Raw genomic sequence first — 15,995 nt, forward strand, 5'->3', positions numbered from 1 at the left:
GCTTTTTTAGAATACGTTTCAATAGGTGATGTTTCGCAAGCTTCTCATATTGATCGTTTACTTAATTATCCTCGGTGGCTGCTCCCGTGTATTAGACGTACCAACCGATCAAGGCAATACGGCCGTTGATTTTGAAGTCTATCACAACATCATCATCGTGGAGGCTTATGTGAATGACAAGTGGTCAAAATTTATTGTGGACACCGGAGCAAGCATCTCTCTATTGGATTTTACGCAATCGAAGAAGTACAACTTCACCTATTTTATAGATGTAGATAATCGCCTCATGGGATTTGGAGGAAGATCGAGGCTAATGCGCACATCTGAGGTTTCGTTTGCCATTAAGGGCGCTTCGTGGGATCGTTCATTTAGCTTTTCAGCTTCAGATTTAAGTGGTCTCAATTCGATTCTTTCACAAAGTCAACAACGAGTACTTGGCATTCTGGGCAATGACTTTCTGGAAAGTCACGGTGCAATCATCGATTATCAAAAAAAGAAATTGCTTATGGCAAGGCTTGATTAAGCATAAGAATTTTCGATGCAGGGTGGGGAAATTATCATAGTAGAGTATTATAAGCGCCCCGCCCGCGTCGAAATAGATTTAGTTCAGATTGGAGCTAAAGGCCTTCTCAGTTTTTTCTGCAAAAAGCTTAAAATTCTCCATCCAACGACGAGCAGGTTTTTTATACATTCCTGGAAATAGCAAGGCTATAAGTCTTGGCATAACCCAATCTATCCGTGTGTACTCTACGGTCGTTTCATAGCGAGTTTGTCCATTCTCAAGCTTTGTAAACGTACATTTCATAGAGTTGTCCATATGCTTGTGATGATAGATTGCCTCAAAGGAATGGGGTAGGTCGTTGTTGATGATGGTTTCCGTAAGCTCCAATTTATGTTTCCCATTTCTGTAGTACATCTTGGAGATGGCACCATTTTCTCCAGCGTTGCCTTCTAAGAGCTTCTTCTTCTCGAAACCTTCCTGGTATTCTTTGAGATTAACGGGGTCGGCAAAAAGCTCAGCTACTTTTTCTAGTGATTGTTTAATGTCGATAGATCCGTTGAATTTCATTATTGTTTTCACTCTAGATAAGTTATGTAAATATCAAGAGGTAACAAAACAGACAATCTACCTTGGCTCAATCAGATCCCACAGGTTTCCATAGAGATCTGCAAAGACACATACTTTACCATATTCTTCTTCAGAGGGTTCTCTTACTATTTCTACACCATTGGCCTTGAGGAGTGAGTAATATCCATCCAGATCATCAGTGTGCATAAATAAGAAAACCCGACCTCCGGTTTGGTTGCCAATTGCTTTTTCCTGACCCTCACTTGCAGCTTTTCCAAAAAGGAGGGAAGTGGTAGAGCCGGGAGGAGCTACACGAACCCAGCGCTTAACATCACTCAATCGAGTATCTTCAAGCAATACAAAACCTAGCTTCTCGGTATAGAATTGGATAGCTTCGTCATAATCCCGAACGACAAGTGTGAGCTGAAAGATTTCGTTTTTCATAAACTGTGCATGCTAATTGTCAGCCTATAAAGTGATCAAAAACGCTACGCCTCAATCCACTTAAATTGAAATTGCTTTTCGGGAATTTTCACTCGTTCCGAAAGTCTTTCCAACCTTTGAGGAAGAGCCATTAAATAGTCTCTGGCCTCTTCTGCTTTTTCATTGATTCCTCCAATATTCTCAATATTCCACTCTTTGATGAGTGAGTTCAGAATGTCAATATAATCCTGCGTGGTGTAGACCATGGTTCGCTGTGCAGCATCAGAAAAGTGCTTAAAAAGTTCGCCAATCTTACCGCCTGATTCTCGCAAGAAATGAGCGGGCATCACAATCTTTTTCTTCATCATATCCTCAAAAGCGATCATGACCTCACTTGGATCTATTTCGAAAATACGTTTGATAAAATTCTTGTATGCACTCGCATGACGTGCCTCATCTGAGGCTATGATTCCACACATTTTAGCTAAAAGTGTATTTCCTGCCTTTTTAGCCAGACTAGCTACTCTCCGGTGAGATATGTTGGTGGCTAGTTCTTGAAAGCTGGTATAGATGAAGCTACGATAAGGATCTCTTGAAGTTTGAATATCGAATCCGTCGTTTAGCAAATGATGGGTAGATACTTCCATTTCTCTCATATCCACTCTGCCAGATAGGTATAAGTATTTGTTTAGCAAGTCACCATGACGGTTCTCTTCTGCTGTCCATCCTCTTACCCATTGTCCCCATCCATTTCTGGTTTCTTGATTCACTCCATCCATGTCCATCAACCAGGCTTCATAGGTTGGAAGGGCTTCTTCCGTAATGGTATCGCCAATGAGGACTGCAAAAAGGTCATAGTCCATCTCAGCTGAATGTCCCTGAATATCGCGTATTTCCTCCATGAAATCAGGAGAATTAGAATCAGGAAGAATATCAGAAGGCTGCCATATTTCTTCAATAGGTTTTAGGTATTTCCCCAATAGCTCATCCATCGATTTCTCGAGGGTTTGCATCACTTCTTTTCGAATGTTATTCAAGTTCATTACACGAAGGTATTTCTATGAATCGGATTGTAGCCCTTTTCATTGAAGTTTATAGCCATAAGATTAAAAGAAAAATGCTAAATGCTTTTAGCGGTGTTTAATGGTGAAATCCCACGATGATCGGGCATTCAAAAATTACAGCCATCGGGCAATGGCGACACCTTATCCAGTCCCGCTGCAAAGTTATTTGGAAAGTCTGCAATGCTAAACCCATCTCCAACAGAACCTTTCATCACAGCTCCACCATATCCGGTATTGTTCATATGAGCTCGGACCCACACCATTTGATCTTTAGTAATTTCTACTTTGCCGCCATTTCTAATAAAAGGCTGCTCATTTGTGTGACTGTGCAGCAGGATTCTGCGGTAAATCAATTCACCTTCCTCTGATACTACTTCCCACCAGTCGGCATATTGCTCGCAGCCTGTATCAGGACTGGAGATAGTTACCGAAAACGAATACCTGTTTTCTTGTCCAGACACACGGACTTGAGTCACATCCGCCTGACGTTGCACTTTATTAAACTCATCGGTGGATGATCCTGCAATGAGAAATGAAAGGAGTAGGATGAATGCTTTCACACAATAAAAGTATTCAATTCAATGATGAGATGAGTTCTTTGAATGTTAGATCTGGTACCTCCGCTTCACCGGAAATAATAAAATCAGCCTCGAGAAATTGTCCGTATTGGAGGTGAGATTTCCACACATGCTCAAGAAACCAATCCGGCTCATCACCCCAACGAGTTTCTTTTCTTCGTCGATCCAAAAATGTTTCTTTTGAAACTTGTATCCAGACAGTCGTATCAAACAAACTGAGTAATTGCTGATTGGCAAAAACCAGGATTCCTTCAACGACGATTACGTCATAGGCAGATCCATTTTCCTCGATTGCCTGGCAAAGACGATAATAGTCCACTGATTCGGGCCGTTCCCAATCGGTGCGGTCTTGGATTTTCGGAATCTGCGATGCAGGAAACACATAGTCATCCATATCCAAAAGCAAAACCTGTTTTGAAGACAATTGCTCTTTTATCCTACATGCAAGGCTTGACTTTCCTGATCTGCTACATCCGCCGATTCCGATAATTTGAGGCATGGATTTAAGACTGGAAATTTACAATAAGATAGCTCAGCGCAAACCCGGCAGTTATGTAAAGAATGATGCTAAATATCGCAACGAATAAATACTTGAAGTATTCAAGAAAAGATTTTGGTTGAAAAAAAGAGGAGCAGGAATAGATGATATAAAAAGCCAAAAAAACGAACATCATCACTTTGGGAGTAGCCACTAGATAATTATCGATCAACATTACACCCGTTGTAAATAGGATATATATACCTGTGATATAGAAGCCAATCGTCGAGTATTCGGTGAAATTATATCGCTTTCGAAAAAACAACTTCAGGTTGCTGGCGATGGAAAACACCAGGATTAGCATGATGTTATTGATGTGCGTCACCATGAATGTTGCTGCATTCTTGAATTTTAGTACTTGCGGATGGATTTCTTCATTGGTTTGCTGAAACTGACGTGCCAGTGGGTCGTAATCCATCAAGGCTTTTAGAATTAAGAAGAAGGCAGTTAGTACAATAAAAAAAGCAACTGGTTTGTAATAAGTCTTTCGCCTTCCTGCAACGAACTCACGAAACATCCTTCCAGGTTTGACAATTAAGGATCTGAGTGTAAACAGGAGAGGCCCCTGCAATGCAAAAGTGGAGCTAAAAAAGTCATCAATCGCCTCCTTAAAGGTTATACGCTGGATTTTAGCAGACTGTCCACACTCCTGACAGTAGTTTCCGGTGAGTATAGTATTACAGTTCAGGCAATGTTTGGAAGTAGCGTCAGGCATACAATGAAATTAGCCAAAGTTTATAATGTTATAGTTGAATTATAAATAATATCTCTTTTACCTATAAAAATTCTTTTGCCAATCAACTGATTTCTAAAACAAAGTAGAATATCAATATGTGTAAAACCAATGAACCTTTCTCAAATTCTCGGGTTATCCAAATACATTCCAATCATCTGCATTTTCAGTAACTTTACTTTCCCAAATTGAAGCAACATGACCCCAGAAGTTGAGATTTATAAGCCCAAGAATCACATTCGAATCGTTACAGCCGCATCTTTATTCGATGGACATGATGCTGCCATCAACATCATGCGAAGGATCATACAGTCTACAGGCTGTGAAGTGATTCACCTCGGTCATAACCGTTCCGTACAGGAAATCGTGGATTGCGCGATTCAGGAGGATGCCCAAGCGATTGCGATCACTTCCTATCAAGGTGGGCATGTGGAGTATTTCAAATACATGTATGATTTACTCAAAGAGCGCGGGGCAGACATCAAGCTCTTTGGAGGTGGAGGTGGTACCATTCTTCCAGAAGAAATCAAGGAGCTGCACGATCATGGCATCACGCGCATTTATTCTCCTGACGATGGACGGGCAATGGGATTGCAAGGCATGATCAATGATCTGGTAAAGCAAAGCGACTTTGCCGTGGGTGAAAATCTCAATGGACAGGTGAAGCAAATCAGTACGAAAGATCACGCAGCAATCGCACGAGTGATCTCAGCGGCAGAAAACTATCCGGATCAGAACAAAGAGGAGATGGAAGCGTTGCGAAAGCAAGCAGCAAACACGCCGGTCCTGGGAATCACGGGTACGGGAGGAGCAGGAAAGTCCTCATTGGTTGATGAACTTGTCCGTCGTTTTCTTGTAGACTTCAGAGACAAAAACATAGCTGTAATTTCTGTAGATCCATCCAAGCGCAAAACTGGAGGTGCATTGCTGGGTGATCGAATTCGGATGAATGCGATTTTTAACGAACGTGTCTACATGCGCTCGCTTGCTACACGTCAGTCAAATCTCGCACTTTCCAAATATGTGCAGGATGCCATAGATATTGTAAAGGCAGCCAACTTCGATTTGATCATCCTAGAAACCTCGGGCATTGGTCAATCAGATACCGAGATCACCGATCACTCAGATGCTTCGCTCTACGTGATGACACCAGAATACGGAGCTGCAACTCAGCTGGAAAAAATCGATATGCTGGACTTTGCTGACATCATCGCGCTCAACAAGTTTGATAAGCGTGGAGCACTGGATGCATTGAGAGATGTGAAAAAACAGTATCAGCGTAATCACCAACTTTGGGATGCCAAATCTGAAGACCTTCCCGTTTTTGGAACCATCGCATCTCAATTCAACGATCCGGGCATGAATCAGCTGTACTTATCGCTGATGAATTTGATCGCTGAGAAGACTGGCTCAGACCTGAAGTCTTCATTCGCAAGCACTGAGGAGATGAGCGAGAAGGTGTTTATCATTCCACCTAAGCGAACACGCTACCTATCCGAGATTACCGAAACAATTAGAGGATATAATGAAAAAGCACTTGAGCAACGTAAGGTTGCGCAAAAGCTCTATAGCCTGGAGCAGTCTGGCGAAATCCTCAAAGACCAGAAAGATGCACTTACTGCGATCGACAAAGCCAAAGAAGATTTGAAACTGGATCTTGATCCGCACAACCTGAAGATCATCGAAGGATGGAATGATAAAAAGGCCAACTACGAAGGCGATGAATATTCTTATGAGGTTCGAGGAAAAGAAATTAAGGTAGAGACGACCACAGAGACTCTTTCCCATTCCAAAGTTCCAAAAGTGTCACTACCGAAATACGAAGGATGGGGCGATATCCTGCACTGGAGCCTGCAAGAGAATGTACCGGGAGAGTTCCCATTTACGGCAGGTGTATTTCCATTCAAGCGTAAAGGTGAAGATCCAACACGAATGTTTGCCGGAGAAGGCGGACCGGAGCGAACAAACAAGCGCTTTCACTATGTATCACAAGGACTTCCTGCTGCGAGACTTTCCACAGCATTTGATTCGGTAACACTCTATGGAGAAGATCCGGATTATCGTCCGGATATTTACGGCAAGATTGGTAATTCTGGAGTAAGCATCTGCTGCCTGGATGATGCCAAAAAGCTATACTCAGGTTTCGACCTTTGCGACCCAACCACGTCTGTTTCAATGACGATAAATGGTCCAGCAGCAACCATCTGTGCGTTTTTCATGAATGCAGCCATTGACCAGCAATGTGAAAAGTACATTGTAGAGAAAGGGATGGAAAAGGAGATAGAGAAGAAAATTGAAAAAATCTATAAGGACCGTGGAGTCGCTAGGCCGGTTTACAAAGGCGACCTTCCGGAAGGACACAACGGACTTGGTTTGATGCTCCTGGGCGTGACAGGAGATCAGGTGCTTCCGGCTGATGTCTATCAGGAAATGAAGGTGAAAGCACTTTCATCAGTCCGCGGAACTGTTCAGGCAGACATTCTAAAAGAGGATCAAGCGCAAAATACATGCATTTTCTCCACAGAGTTCTCGCTGAGACTCATGGGAGACGTTCAGCAGTATTTCATTGACAACAATGTGAGAAACTTCTATTCAGTTTCTATCTCAGGCTATCACATCGCAGAGGCTGGAGCAAATCCGATCACGCAACTTGCATTTACGCTCGCAAATGGATTCACATTCGTGGAATACTATCTATCCAGAGGAATGGACATCAATGCCTTTGCGCCAAATCTTTCATTCTTCTTCTCTAATGGAGTGGATGCAGAATATGCAGTAATTGGGCGTGTAGCCAGACGAATCTGGTCCAAAGCCATGAAGCTGAAGTACGGAGCAAACGAGCGCGCTCAAAAGCTGAAATACCACATTCAGACTTCAGGTCGCTCTCTTCATGCCCAAGAAATCGACTTCAACGATATCAGGACCACACTCCAGGCCCTCTATGCGATTTACGATAACTGTAATTCCTTGCATACAAATGCCTATGATGAAGCTATTACCACGCCTACAGAAGGTTCAGTGCGTAGAGCTATGGCCATCCAGTTGATCATCAATAAAGAGCTGGGCTTGGCGAAGAATGAAAATCCAATGCAAGGATCATTCATTACCGAAGAACTAACCGAATTGGTAGAAGAGGCTGTCATGATTGAGTTTGACAGAATTACCGAGCGAGGAGGTGTGCTTGGTGCGATGGAAAGTATGTATCAGCGAGGCAAGATTCAGGAAGAATCTCTCTACTACGAGACCAAAAAGCATACAGGAGAATTACCGATTATTGGTGTGAATACGTTCCTCTCTTCAAAAGGCTCACCTACCATTATACCGGATGAAGTGATCAGAGCAACACAAGATGAGAAAGAGCAACAGATCACCAACCTGAATGCCCTGAAAGAAGGTAACGCTGGAAAATCCGACGAGATGCTTACTCAATTGCAGGAAACAGCACTTCACAATGAGAATACTTTCGCCACCTTAATAGAAGCAACTAAGTATTGTTCATTGGGTCAAATAACTCATGCCATGTTTGAGGTAGGTGGCCAGTATAGACGAAATATGTAATGCAATATGAAGCTTCAACACCCGTAGAATATCTCGAACTTCTTGAGGAGGATTGGAGAAAAGGCACACTCATGGAGCTACGAGCAATCCTTTTAGCTCAGCCGGACATTGTAGAAGGAATAAAGTACAAAATGCTGAGCTATGCCGATGAAAAGGGAGTCATGTTTCAGCTAAACGCTCAGAAAAACTACGTTGCACTCTACGTAGGCAATGCCAGTAAAGTAGACCCATCTGGCAAGCTTTTGGAAGGAATTGATCATGGAAAAGGATGCCTTCGTTTCAAGAAGTCAACAAATCCTTCAGAAACACAAATTGAGGGCTTTGTCAAAAAAGCACTTGATATGTGGAAGAAAGGCGAGGACTTTGATTGCTAATCATAATAGCTGATGAGTCAGGAATAAGCCGCTCGTGTATTTCAACTTTGTTTTACCAATTGCTAGCTGCAAATTGATAGGATGGTTGTCCGTAGATATCGCTGGATTACACTTGCTTACTTTCTGCTGATTGTTGTGATCTACTTGGTGCCATTCCTGAATTTTCTTGGACCTTTCAAAGCACTATTGGCTGGTCTACTCATTGCTCAGTATTTTGGAATGAAAGAAAGCAGTCCAGCAGAAGCGTTAGGATTGACTGCTCCAAAAAGCTGGCTTAAAACAATAGTCATTGCGATAGGTCTGGCCATACTAATTTTTGTCATTCGGGCTTACTTTATTGAAGATTGGATTCACACGTTATTCCCATATCCTAAAAATATTGAAGCAGTAACGCCGGATACCAATGAGCCAGCCAATATCATAGGTTGGATTTTTTTGATGCTCTTTTTCGCCGCTATTCCTGAGGAACTCGTTTGGCGTGGATTTTTGATTCCGCAACTAGCCTTTGTTTTCGGTTCAAAAAAATGGGCATGGTTGATTTCGATACTGTTGGTGTCTGTCTTCTTTGGGTTTGCACATAGTTATCAAGGGCCGGCAGGCATTGCTTCCACGGCAGTGGGAGGCCTGGCTTATGGTTTGGTCTATTACTTCGATGGGAGGTCACTATGGAAAGTGATAATTGTGCATTGGCTAGTCAATTCGTTGAGCCTAATCGTCGAAACACAGGGTTGGTAAAATCCCTTGTGATTCATTTAAATCAGCTGTAAGCGAATAGTAGGCAATGTTCACCGAAGTTTCCGGAGTGTCGATCAAAAGGTGGCCCTTTTCTAAATTCTTTTTCTGGTTCTTTGCACAAGTTTCTGATGCCTGTAGCATCTAAGCTTTAAGAACAAAAACACTACTATGACAAGAATTTCAAAATACCTTTTGGTTGGGCTCATTGTGAGCACCTTATTTTCGTGCGGAAGCGATAGTGATGATCCAATCGAAGAAATGAATGTGAGCCCTGAGGTGGCAACCTCTCTGGATGACCTAAACCTCACAGCCGGCTTTCAGTCAACAACAGTTTCCCTTGCTTCTGCATTTACTGATGCCGACGGGGATGACCTCAATTTCAGCGCGACAAGTAGTCCGTCTTCTGTGATTACGGTAGCCGTTTCAGGTAGCAACTTGACTATCAATGAAGTGAGCGCAGGAAATGCTTTGGTGACTATTACTGCATCCGATGGAAATGGTGGGAATGCCAGCACAGATTTTACAGTGACTATTATGGAAGAATCTACCGAATGCAGCAATGACAATTCGATCAATCTTCAAAATACTACGTGTGATAATACGCCAACCGAGGACAATGAATACACGGAAACATTGGAAGTCAATGATATTCGAAAGATTGTTACCAATAGAGTTCCAGATCATGATTACGGCAATCAAATCGCCAATTTGGGAGTAATGTCTCTCGTTTCAACCACTGAGACGTTTACATTTACTGCTGATCCGAGCTTAGCTATGAGTACTACCGGTATCCTGGATGAGAATAACCGACCAGCATATGACTATGGTATTGCGTTAAATGGCGTACCTATTGACCCTGCTCCGGCTGAGCCATTCATCTTTACTGTTGACAATCCAGGAGGATCAAATGACGGGGAATACAATTGGGATTGGGTTTTCGAGCCAAACAATAATCGTACGGCGGTTGGACTCGATTGCAATACCGCGCATCTTCAGCCGACTGACAACAATACAAAGGGATTGATCCATTATCATGGAGATATGGTGGTGTATGCTAATAGCTTGCTTGCCGGGCTAGGTGACGGCACCACTGAGCCAACTGATGCTGTTCAAGTAGGTTGGGCATCAGATGGATTCCCAATCGTCTATAAATACGGGCCAAACTCCGGAGGTACGGATGTGGTGCTTCTTGAGTCAAGTTATCAGCTAAAGGATGGTGAACGTCCTGGAGATGGAATGACAGAGCCATGCGGAGAGTATAATGGTAAGTACACCAATGACTATGAGTTTGTAAGTGAATCTGGAGATCTGGATGAATGCAATGGTATAAGCAGATCCATTACACTGACTACACCGGCTGGTGGCTCAGAGACGTTCAGCTACTTTTATGTGATTACAGACGAGTTTCCCGTTATCGGAAGATGCCTTTCTGGCACACCTGATGAGGACTTTTCTAAAATGCCCTAAAGCAATTGGGAAGCCTCGTGAGAGGCTTCCTTTTCCTTATATATGACAACTCTCTCGCTAATACTATCTCTTCTTTACGGATCTGAATTCCATGAATTCAAAATTGGTCGTTTCGAGCTGCGACCCGAAGCAGAGAGCATCTCTCTTTACATTCGACTCGATAGGTATAACATTCTGGAAGCCATTCGTCCGGATTGCTCAGATTATAATCAGCTGGACAAGTGCTTTGAAGAATACATCAACACACACTTCTCACTGACGTTCAACGGAACCAAAGTCTCAGCTAAACATAGAGAACATGAGTTCAAAGATGAGTTCATTGAGCTCTATTTTGATCTAGACATTTCGCCTGAAGGGATTACCAAAATTGATGTTTATAATAGCACCCTCCTTGAATTAAATGAAGGTCAAGAAAACATCCTCTACAGCATGCTTAATGATAAACGCAGGTCTTTTCGAATGAACAAGGATCGAACTAGAACCATGATTGTGTATTAACAGACATAAATGTGGCTGCATTCTAGCGAATTACTATTTCAATCTGTTCATTCTTTGTTCGTATTTTCAACCATTCTGCTATTTTCTTAGTGTCATTTCTTCGCAGTGGTTTGGTAAAATCAAGTACTACCATGCAAGCCGTGTCAAGTCTGTTTTCGGTCTGATTGAAGAATTGGGCATCGCCTATAAACAGATTCTCCAGAGTAGGATACTGCACTTTTAGTTCGGCCATGATGTCGCTTGTAGGGTAGGTTTCTTTTTGAAACTTGAGTAACTCGTCTTCCAAGAGCTTAATTTTCTCATCTTTAGATCTGAGGACATCTTCATTTTTCCTGTAAAGATCTTCGATAAGCTGACTCTTCATTTCTCTTCCGATTTCTTCGAAAGCCTTTTGCTGAAAGTCCTGATTTTCTTCATAGCCCTGATGAACCCGTAGTTCGGCGTCATTCAGGTTATACGATTCGAGGTTCATCTTGATTTTCTCAATCAATTCATTAGTTAATTTTTTTCCATAGAGTGTTACCTCTACAGCCTTTTCATTCTTAGTAAAAACAACCTTGTTTCCGATCACCTGAGTCTCTGGAAATCTAAACTCGCGAGCAATAAACGTATTTGCATTTTGCTCAAAAACGGTCTTTCTCACAAGATTATATGCCAGATAGATGCTAGGGATTACCGTGATAAGCACGAAGAAGGAGATATAAAATTTGACTCGTTTCTCTACAATAGGGTCTTCAAATTTCTTTCTTGGAAACTTTAAAAACCTGACGATCAAAAAAGTAGAAACGCCAATGAAAACACTATTTATAACGAATAGAAAAAGTGCCCCAAAGAAATAAAACCAATTCAAATTGGCCAATCCATAGCCTGCTGTACAAAGTGGTGGCATCAATGCCGTGGCAATCGCTACTCCGGGAATTGCGTTTGATTTTTCTTTTCTGGAACCGGCAACAATGCCCGCCATTCCGCCAAAAAAGCCAATCAGGACATCCCACAAAGTTGGATAAGTACGAGCCAGTAATTCAGATTGAGCTTCATGGAGTGGCGTGATCAGGAAGTAAAGTGAGCTCGTTGCAATACTGATTACAACAGCCACAGTAAGGTTACGACCCGCTTTTTTTATCAAACCAAAATCATTGATTCCAGCGCCAAGACCAATGCCCATAATAGGTCCCATAAGCGGCGAAATAAGCATTGCGCCAATGATAATCGCTGTAGAGTTAACATTTAACCCAATTGAAGCAATGAAAATTGCAAATATGAGAATCCAGAGATTGGTGCCTTTAAACTCCACACCTTTGGTCATTTCAGCAATCGTTGTACTGAAACGTTCTCTATCTTTATTGAGGTCAAAACGATCTTTGAAAAAGTTCTTGATACTCTGAATGAGATGAAAGTCTGCTCTTTTCATGCAGGAAAGTTATAAGAGAATTGTATTTTGAATACAACATTCGATTTAGACATCAATATTTGAGTATTGGGACACAATTCTGCGATTTTCCTCAGTCAATTTCTAATTTTGCTATATGAATAGCAAGAAGATTTACCTCTCGATCCTCTCAGGATTGATTTGTGCAACCTTAAGCGGACAAATATTAAAAGTCGATAAGGGATCATTAGCTTCAGATTCGTCCAACTACTTCATTGGTGTGATAGATGCCACATTCGCTATTAATAATCGAAGCTCAACAGTGGATGAGCAAAATGTATATATCGGAATAAATAATAATGTAGATGTGGTCTACATCGGAGATAAATCCGCTACCGTTTTTCTAAGTGGTCTCAACTACTTCAAAATCGGAGATGGACCATTGATCTATAATGGAACTGCTCACCTTCGTCAAATCCTAAGAAGGTCCGCCAAGCTAACCCCGGAAATTTATGGGCAGGTGCAGTTTGATGAATCCAGGAATATGGAATTGAGATGGTTACTTGGAGGAGGTTATCGATGGAATATCCTGCAGAAACGTAACTCTCTTTACGCCGGACTTGGGATTTTTCGAGAGACGGAGCAGTGGATCGCAGGTGATCTGAGTGTCAACAAAGAACTATGGAAAATGAATTCCTATGTGAGCGCAGATATTAAACTTACGCCGACTACAAACATCAATGCGATTGTCTATTTACAATCCGGCAGAGATGGAACAATAGATCAATTTCGTAATCGAGTAAGCGGTCAATTGGAGTTTAAAAATGCACTAACAGAGCAATTTAAAGTGAAGATGACTTCTAATTTTTTACTGGATGATCGCCCAATCATACCGTTGAATAAATTCATATATGAAGTCTACTTTGGGGTAGAATATAGTTTTAATTGATATTTACAGATGAAGCTAAAGAAAATCTTGATTGATATTGTTCCAGTACTTGTTGGTATTCTGCTGGCACTTTTCATCAATCAGTATCAGCAATTCCAATCTGAAAAGGCCTACATCAGGAATTCTGTTGAGTCTATCATTCTGGAGAATGAAGAAAATATTAAAGAGTTGGAATATGCCCTACAAAGGCAGGCCACATTTATGGATACGCTTGAAAGTTATTTGGATCAAGATGAATACACGCTGGCTGATGTTCTTAAAAAAGCAAAGGGCGTGTACTCTCCTGACTTGAAATCTACTACCTGGAAATTTCTTGTGCAGGATTCAAAACACACCTTGGTCTCCTATGAATTCATAAATCAGTTGGCGGAAATTGAGAAATACGAGGTATTAGTAAATCGTTACAATGTCAAAATTGGTGACATCATATTCCAACCGGCGTTTTTTGACAATCCGCGAATGAAGGATGTTTTTTATATCCTGTTTAGTGACTTTGGATCCATTGAACAAAGCATGATTCTGGAGCTGAAATCTTTTAATGAATATGCAAGAGACACTTATGCTATCTCGAAGGATTCAAAACCAAACGGATAGCGGAACCTATTTGATGACCTTATATATTACCTCATTCGCCGGTAATGCAAATCGTGATTTTTCCTTTTCGCTCAATTCGTCAACGAAGCGTTCTTCTTCAACTTTGAAGCCTGCACTTGCCAACCTGCTTGCGTAATCTTTGCCATACAACCGTACGTGATCATCTTGTCCAAAGGCCTTTTCTCGTTCTTTTGGATCAATAATAGATTTATCCTCGTAGGTAGTGTCAGGGAATGGATAAAAGAATGGTACCTGCAGAATTGCCCAGCCTCCGGGCTTCAAGACGCGTCGCATTTCACTCAGGGCTTTTATATCATCATCTACGTGCTCCAATACATGATTGCAGAAAATAATGTCAACAGAATTATCCTCAAAAGGAATTTCGTGAATATCCATTTTCACCTTAGCCAACGGAGACTCAATATCTGCAGTAATGTATTCCAGATTTTCCAGCGCTTCAAAACGATCCATGAAGCACAGCTCTGGCGCTACATGTAGCATTTTGGCCTCTTTCGTGAAGAAATCAGTTTTCCTTTTCAAGTACAGCCAAATCAGTCGATGACGTTCGAGTGCAAGACATTTGGGACACAAAGCATTACTTCGAGATGAAAGTCTTCCGTAGGGTAAAAATTTTCTAAAATGTGATTTACATACTGGACATTCTACATTATTGCCACGATAAAAGACGGCCATTATTCGCATAGCGATATGACTAAATAATTGTAAATATTTACGTGGTACGTGCCTTAAGAAAAAAGAAATGATAAACTTCACCGTGCGCCCATTTAGCGGCGCAAGTTATTTATTCATCCACCGACGCACAATCATTGCTGAAAATTTCTCTATTTTGGTTTTTCAATGAAACGCTTACTCATTTCTGTTCTGCTCGTTATCGCTGCTTTGGGCTGTCTCGCTCAAAAAGAAAAGCCTGTGCAGGAAGAATTGCCCACTGAAAATCTGGAAATGAGAAAAGACTCCAATAAGCGAGTAAATCGTCCAAAACGCAAGAGATATGGGGTGATATATGTACCGAATGGGGATAAGATCTTGTATGGAAACCTATGTGTTTTGGAGGAAACTCATAAAATGGGATTTGAATACCTGGTGGAGCCAACGAATATTGCAGGAAGCAAAACTTGGAAAGGTAAGTTTGTTAATAACCTTTGGGTAAAAACTAAACTGGTAGTGACCAGATCACCATTTTGGAAGCTTATATTGAATAAGAAGATTAAGAAATGTAGGGTATTGAGTGGCGATCTGGTCGGATAAGTATTAACTTCTAGTTTCTTTAACCTAATCCCACAAATGATGAAAAAGATAAAGTTTCTCATTTTACTTCTTCTGTTTTCATGCGCCAGTGTCACGGAAGAAATCTATTTGAATAATGATGGAAGCGGTGAATATCTGGTGTATACTGACGTAATCTCCAGCACTCGAGGCATGATGTTGGGTATGATGAGCAGCATCTATCCGGATGCATCAGCAGATAGTCTGAGACAAATAATTGACGACCAGATTTGGGCGGATATGTCAGATGAGGTGGACTCACTCATAGATTTCTCTACTCGTGTCCCCGATAGTATAAAAAATGATCCTGATAAGCAGAAGTACCTTGAAAGAATGGAAATGTTTATGAAGGGAAGTAAGAAAGATGGATTCCTCAACTCAGGGATGAGTTATAGATTTCAGGCCGTGGCGGAGCTGGAAGATTTTGTAGAATTTATGAATGAAAACCAGTCAGCAACGAGTGGTGGAATGGGTATGGATTTACCCAATATGAAGGTGAAATACAGTTTCGATGGAAAATCATTCTCGCGAACTACCGTAATGGATGAAGCGATCGAGATGAATGATTCTACGATGATGATGCTTAGTACAATGCTTGAAGGCGCTAAATCTCGCCTAATCATTCATCTACCCAGAGAAGTTAAGATGGCAAGTAAGAGCCAATTGTTTGAACAGAGTGGAAAAGATGTCGTTTATGAATTTGATTTACTCAAAGTGATCAATGGAGAGCAGTCCACAGATATAAAAATAGATTTTTGA

The 15,995-nt window shown here is 41.5% G+C and carries 18 protein-coding genes; 10 read left to right on the top strand and 8 right to left on the bottom strand.

Going from position 1 to position 15,995, the window contains the following annotated elements; all coding sequences use genetic code 11:
* Window positions 1-28: 28 nt before the first annotated feature.
* Window positions 29-523, top strand: coding sequence for an aspartyl protease family protein (locus ACL8WY_RS13920; RefSeq protein ID WP_436515357.1), 495 nt, complete (start codon window positions 29-31; stop codon window positions 521-523).
* A gap of 78 nt (window positions 524-601) precedes the next feature.
* On the opposite strand, the gene ACL8WY_RS13925 is transcribed toward ACL8WY_RS13920, so the two are convergent.
* The 6 genes from ACL8WY_RS13925 to ACL8WY_RS13950 all read right to left on the bottom strand — a co-directional run bounded on the left by ACL8WY_RS13925 (window position 602) and on the right by ACL8WY_RS13950 (window position 4,387).
* Window positions 602-1,081 carry an SRPBCC family protein gene (locus ACL8WY_RS13925; RefSeq protein ID WP_436515358.1) on the bottom strand — a complete coding sequence of 160 codons (480 nt, stop codon included), beginning with the start codon at window positions 1,079-1,081 and terminating at the stop codon, window positions 602-604.
* Window positions 1,082-1,126: 45 nt separating this feature from the next.
* Window positions 1,127-1,513, bottom strand: coding sequence for a VOC family protein (locus tag ACL8WY_RS13930; RefSeq protein ID WP_436515359.1), 387 nt, complete (start codon window positions 1,511-1,513; stop codon window positions 1,127-1,129).
* A gap of 44 nt (window positions 1,514-1,557) precedes the next feature.
* Window positions 1,558-2,535, bottom strand: a complete 978-nt coding sequence (locus ACL8WY_RS13935) for an acyl-ACP desaturase (RefSeq protein WP_436515360.1) — start codon at window positions 2,533-2,535, stop codon at window positions 1,558-1,560.
* A gap of 128 nt (window positions 2,536-2,663) precedes the next feature.
* On the bottom strand, window positions 2,664-3,116 hold the full coding sequence (locus ACL8WY_RS13940; RefSeq protein ID WP_436515361.1) for a hypothetical protein: 453 nt from the start codon (window positions 3,114-3,116) through the stop codon (window positions 2,664-2,666).
* A 13-nt stretch (window positions 3,117-3,129) separates the two neighbouring features.
* Window positions 3,130-3,633 (bottom strand): uridine kinase family protein, encoded by a 504-nt coding sequence (locus ACL8WY_RS13945; protein ID WP_436515362.1) that lies wholly within the window; start codon window positions 3,631-3,633, stop codon window positions 3,130-3,132.
* A gap of 4 nt (window positions 3,634-3,637) precedes the next feature.
* A complete protein-coding gene (locus tag ACL8WY_RS13950) occupies window positions 3,638-4,387 on the bottom strand; it encodes a DUF3667 domain-containing protein (RefSeq protein WP_436515363.1) in 750 nt (249 codons plus the stop codon).
* Between the two features lie 216 nt (window positions 4,388-4,603).
* Here ACL8WY_RS13950 and ACL8WY_RS13955 point away from each other — a divergent pair, with 216 nt between their 5' ends.
* From ACL8WY_RS13955 to ACL8WY_RS13975, 5 genes are all read left to right on the top strand, one after another.
* The gene (locus ACL8WY_RS13955) at window positions 4,604-7,963 is read left to right on the top strand and encodes a methylmalonyl-CoA mutase family protein (protein ID WP_436515364.1); all 3,360 of its coding nucleotides are present in this window, start codon (window positions 4,604-4,606) and stop codon (window positions 7,961-7,963) included.
* Window positions 7,963-8,337 (top strand): DUF1801 domain-containing protein, encoded by a 375-nt coding sequence (locus tag ACL8WY_RS13960; protein ID WP_436515365.1) that lies wholly within the window; start codon window positions 7,963-7,965, stop codon window positions 8,335-8,337. The genes ACL8WY_RS13955 and ACL8WY_RS13960 overlap by 1 nt, the downstream gene beginning before the upstream one ends.
* A gap of 81 nt (window positions 8,338-8,418) precedes the next feature.
* On the top strand, window positions 8,419-9,072 hold the full coding sequence (locus ACL8WY_RS13965) for a CPBP family intramembrane glutamic endopeptidase (RefSeq protein ID WP_436515366.1): 654 nt from the start codon (window positions 8,419-8,421) through the stop codon (window positions 9,070-9,072).
* A gap of 168 nt (window positions 9,073-9,240) precedes the next feature.
* Window positions 9,241-10,539: a YHYH protein gene (locus ACL8WY_RS13970; RefSeq protein ID WP_436515367.1), complete on the top strand. Its 1,299-nt coding sequence runs from the start codon at window positions 9,241-9,243 to the stop codon at window positions 10,537-10,539.
* 42 nt (window positions 10,540-10,581) lie between these two features.
* Window positions 10,582-11,037 carry a DUF6702 family protein gene (locus tag ACL8WY_RS13975; protein WP_436515368.1) on the top strand — a complete coding sequence of 152 codons (456 nt, stop codon included), beginning with the start codon at window positions 10,582-10,584 and terminating at the stop codon, window positions 11,035-11,037.
* Between the two features lie 22 nt (window positions 11,038-11,059).
* Here the strand turns inward: ACL8WY_RS13975 and ACL8WY_RS13980 are convergent, their stop codons facing one another.
* Entirely contained in the window at window positions 11,060-12,448 is a 1,389-nt protein-coding gene (locus tag ACL8WY_RS13980; protein WP_436515369.1) for a DUF389 domain-containing protein, read from the bottom strand.
* Between the two features lie 115 nt (window positions 12,449-12,563).
* On the opposite strand from ACL8WY_RS13980, the gene ACL8WY_RS13985 reads away from it, so the two are divergent.
* Window positions 12,564-13,355: a hypothetical protein gene (locus tag ACL8WY_RS13985; protein ID WP_436515370.1), complete on the top strand. Its 792-nt coding sequence runs from the start codon at window positions 12,564-12,566 to the stop codon at window positions 13,353-13,355.
* A 9-nt stretch (window positions 13,356-13,364) separates the two neighbouring features.
* Window positions 13,365-13,949: a hypothetical protein gene (locus tag ACL8WY_RS13990; RefSeq protein ID WP_436515371.1), complete on the top strand. Its 585-nt coding sequence runs from the start codon at window positions 13,365-13,367 to the stop codon at window positions 13,947-13,949.
* A gap of 6 nt (window positions 13,950-13,955) precedes the next feature.
* Here the strand turns inward: ACL8WY_RS13990 and ACL8WY_RS13995 are convergent, their stop codons facing one another.
* Window positions 13,956-14,723 carry a class I SAM-dependent methyltransferase gene (locus ACL8WY_RS13995; RefSeq protein ID WP_436515372.1) on the bottom strand — a complete coding sequence of 256 codons (768 nt, stop codon included), beginning with the start codon at window positions 14,721-14,723 and terminating at the stop codon, window positions 13,956-13,958.
* Between the two features lie 84 nt (window positions 14,724-14,807).
* Between ACL8WY_RS13995 and ACL8WY_RS14000 the strand changes: the two genes are divergently transcribed.
* Both ACL8WY_RS14000 and ACL8WY_RS14005 read left to right on the top strand, forming a co-directional pair.
* Window positions 14,808-15,218: a hypothetical protein gene (locus ACL8WY_RS14000; protein ID WP_436515373.1), complete on the top strand. Its 411-nt coding sequence runs from the start codon at window positions 14,808-14,810 to the stop codon at window positions 15,216-15,218.
* 36 nt (window positions 15,219-15,254) lie between these two features.
* Window positions 15,255-15,995 carry a hypothetical protein gene (locus ACL8WY_RS14005; protein ID WP_436515374.1) on the top strand — a complete coding sequence of 247 codons (741 nt, stop codon included), beginning with the start codon at window positions 15,255-15,257 and terminating at the stop codon, window positions 15,993-15,995.

Origin of the sequence: Ekhidna algicida (assembly GCF_051379705.1) — a bacterium.
GTDB lineage: Bacteria > Bacteroidota > Bacteroidia > Cytophagales > Cyclobacteriaceae > Ekhidna.

Coding starts and splice junctions, on each gene's coding strand:
- ACL8WY_RS13920 (WP_436515357.1), top strand. CDS start 29: ATGTTTCGCAAGCTTCTCATATTGATCGTTTACTTAATTATCCTCGGT.
- ACL8WY_RS13930 (WP_436515359.1), bottom strand. CDS start 1,513: ATGAAAAACGAAATCTTTCAGCTCACACTTGTCGTTCGGGATTATGAC.
- ACL8WY_RS13935 (WP_436515360.1), bottom strand. CDS start 2,535: ATGAACTTGAATAACATTCGAAAAGAAGTGATGCAAACCCTCGAGAAA.
- ACL8WY_RS13945 (WP_436515362.1), bottom strand. CDS start 3,633: ATGCCTCAAATTATCGGAATCGGCGGATGTAGCAGATCAGGAAAGTCA.
- ACL8WY_RS13950 (WP_436515363.1), bottom strand. CDS start 4,387: ATGCCTGACGCTACTTCCAAACATTGCCTGAACTGTAATACTATACTC.
- ACL8WY_RS13955 (WP_436515364.1), top strand. CDS start 4,604: ATGACCCCAGAAGTTGAGATTTATAAGCCCAAGAATCACATTCGAATC.
- ACL8WY_RS13960 (WP_436515365.1), top strand. CDS start 7,963: ATGCAATATGAAGCTTCAACACCCGTAGAATATCTCGAACTTCTTGAG.
- ACL8WY_RS13965 (WP_436515366.1), top strand. CDS start 8,419: ATGGTTGTCCGTAGATATCGCTGGATTACACTTGCTTACTTTCTGCTG.
- ACL8WY_RS13970 (WP_436515367.1), top strand. CDS start 9,241: ATGACAAGAATTTCAAAATACCTTTTGGTTGGGCTCATTGTGAGCACC.
- ACL8WY_RS13975 (WP_436515368.1), top strand. CDS start 10,582: ATGACAACTCTCTCGCTAATACTATCTCTTCTTTACGGATCTGAATTC.
- ACL8WY_RS13980 (WP_436515369.1), bottom strand. CDS start 12,448: ATGAAAAGAGCAGACTTTCATCTCATTCAGAGTATCAAGAACTTTTTC.
- ACL8WY_RS13985 (WP_436515370.1), top strand. CDS start 12,564: ATGAATAGCAAGAAGATTTACCTCTCGATCCTCTCAGGATTGATTTGT.
- ACL8WY_RS13990 (WP_436515371.1), top strand. CDS start 13,365: ATGAAGCTAAAGAAAATCTTGATTGATATTGTTCCAGTACTTGTTGGT.
- ACL8WY_RS14000 (WP_436515373.1), top strand. CDS start 14,808: ATGAAACGCTTACTCATTTCTGTTCTGCTCGTTATCGCTGCTTTGGGC.
- ACL8WY_RS14005 (WP_436515374.1), top strand. CDS start 15,255: ATGATGAAAAAGATAAAGTTTCTCATTTTACTTCTTCTGTTTTCATGC.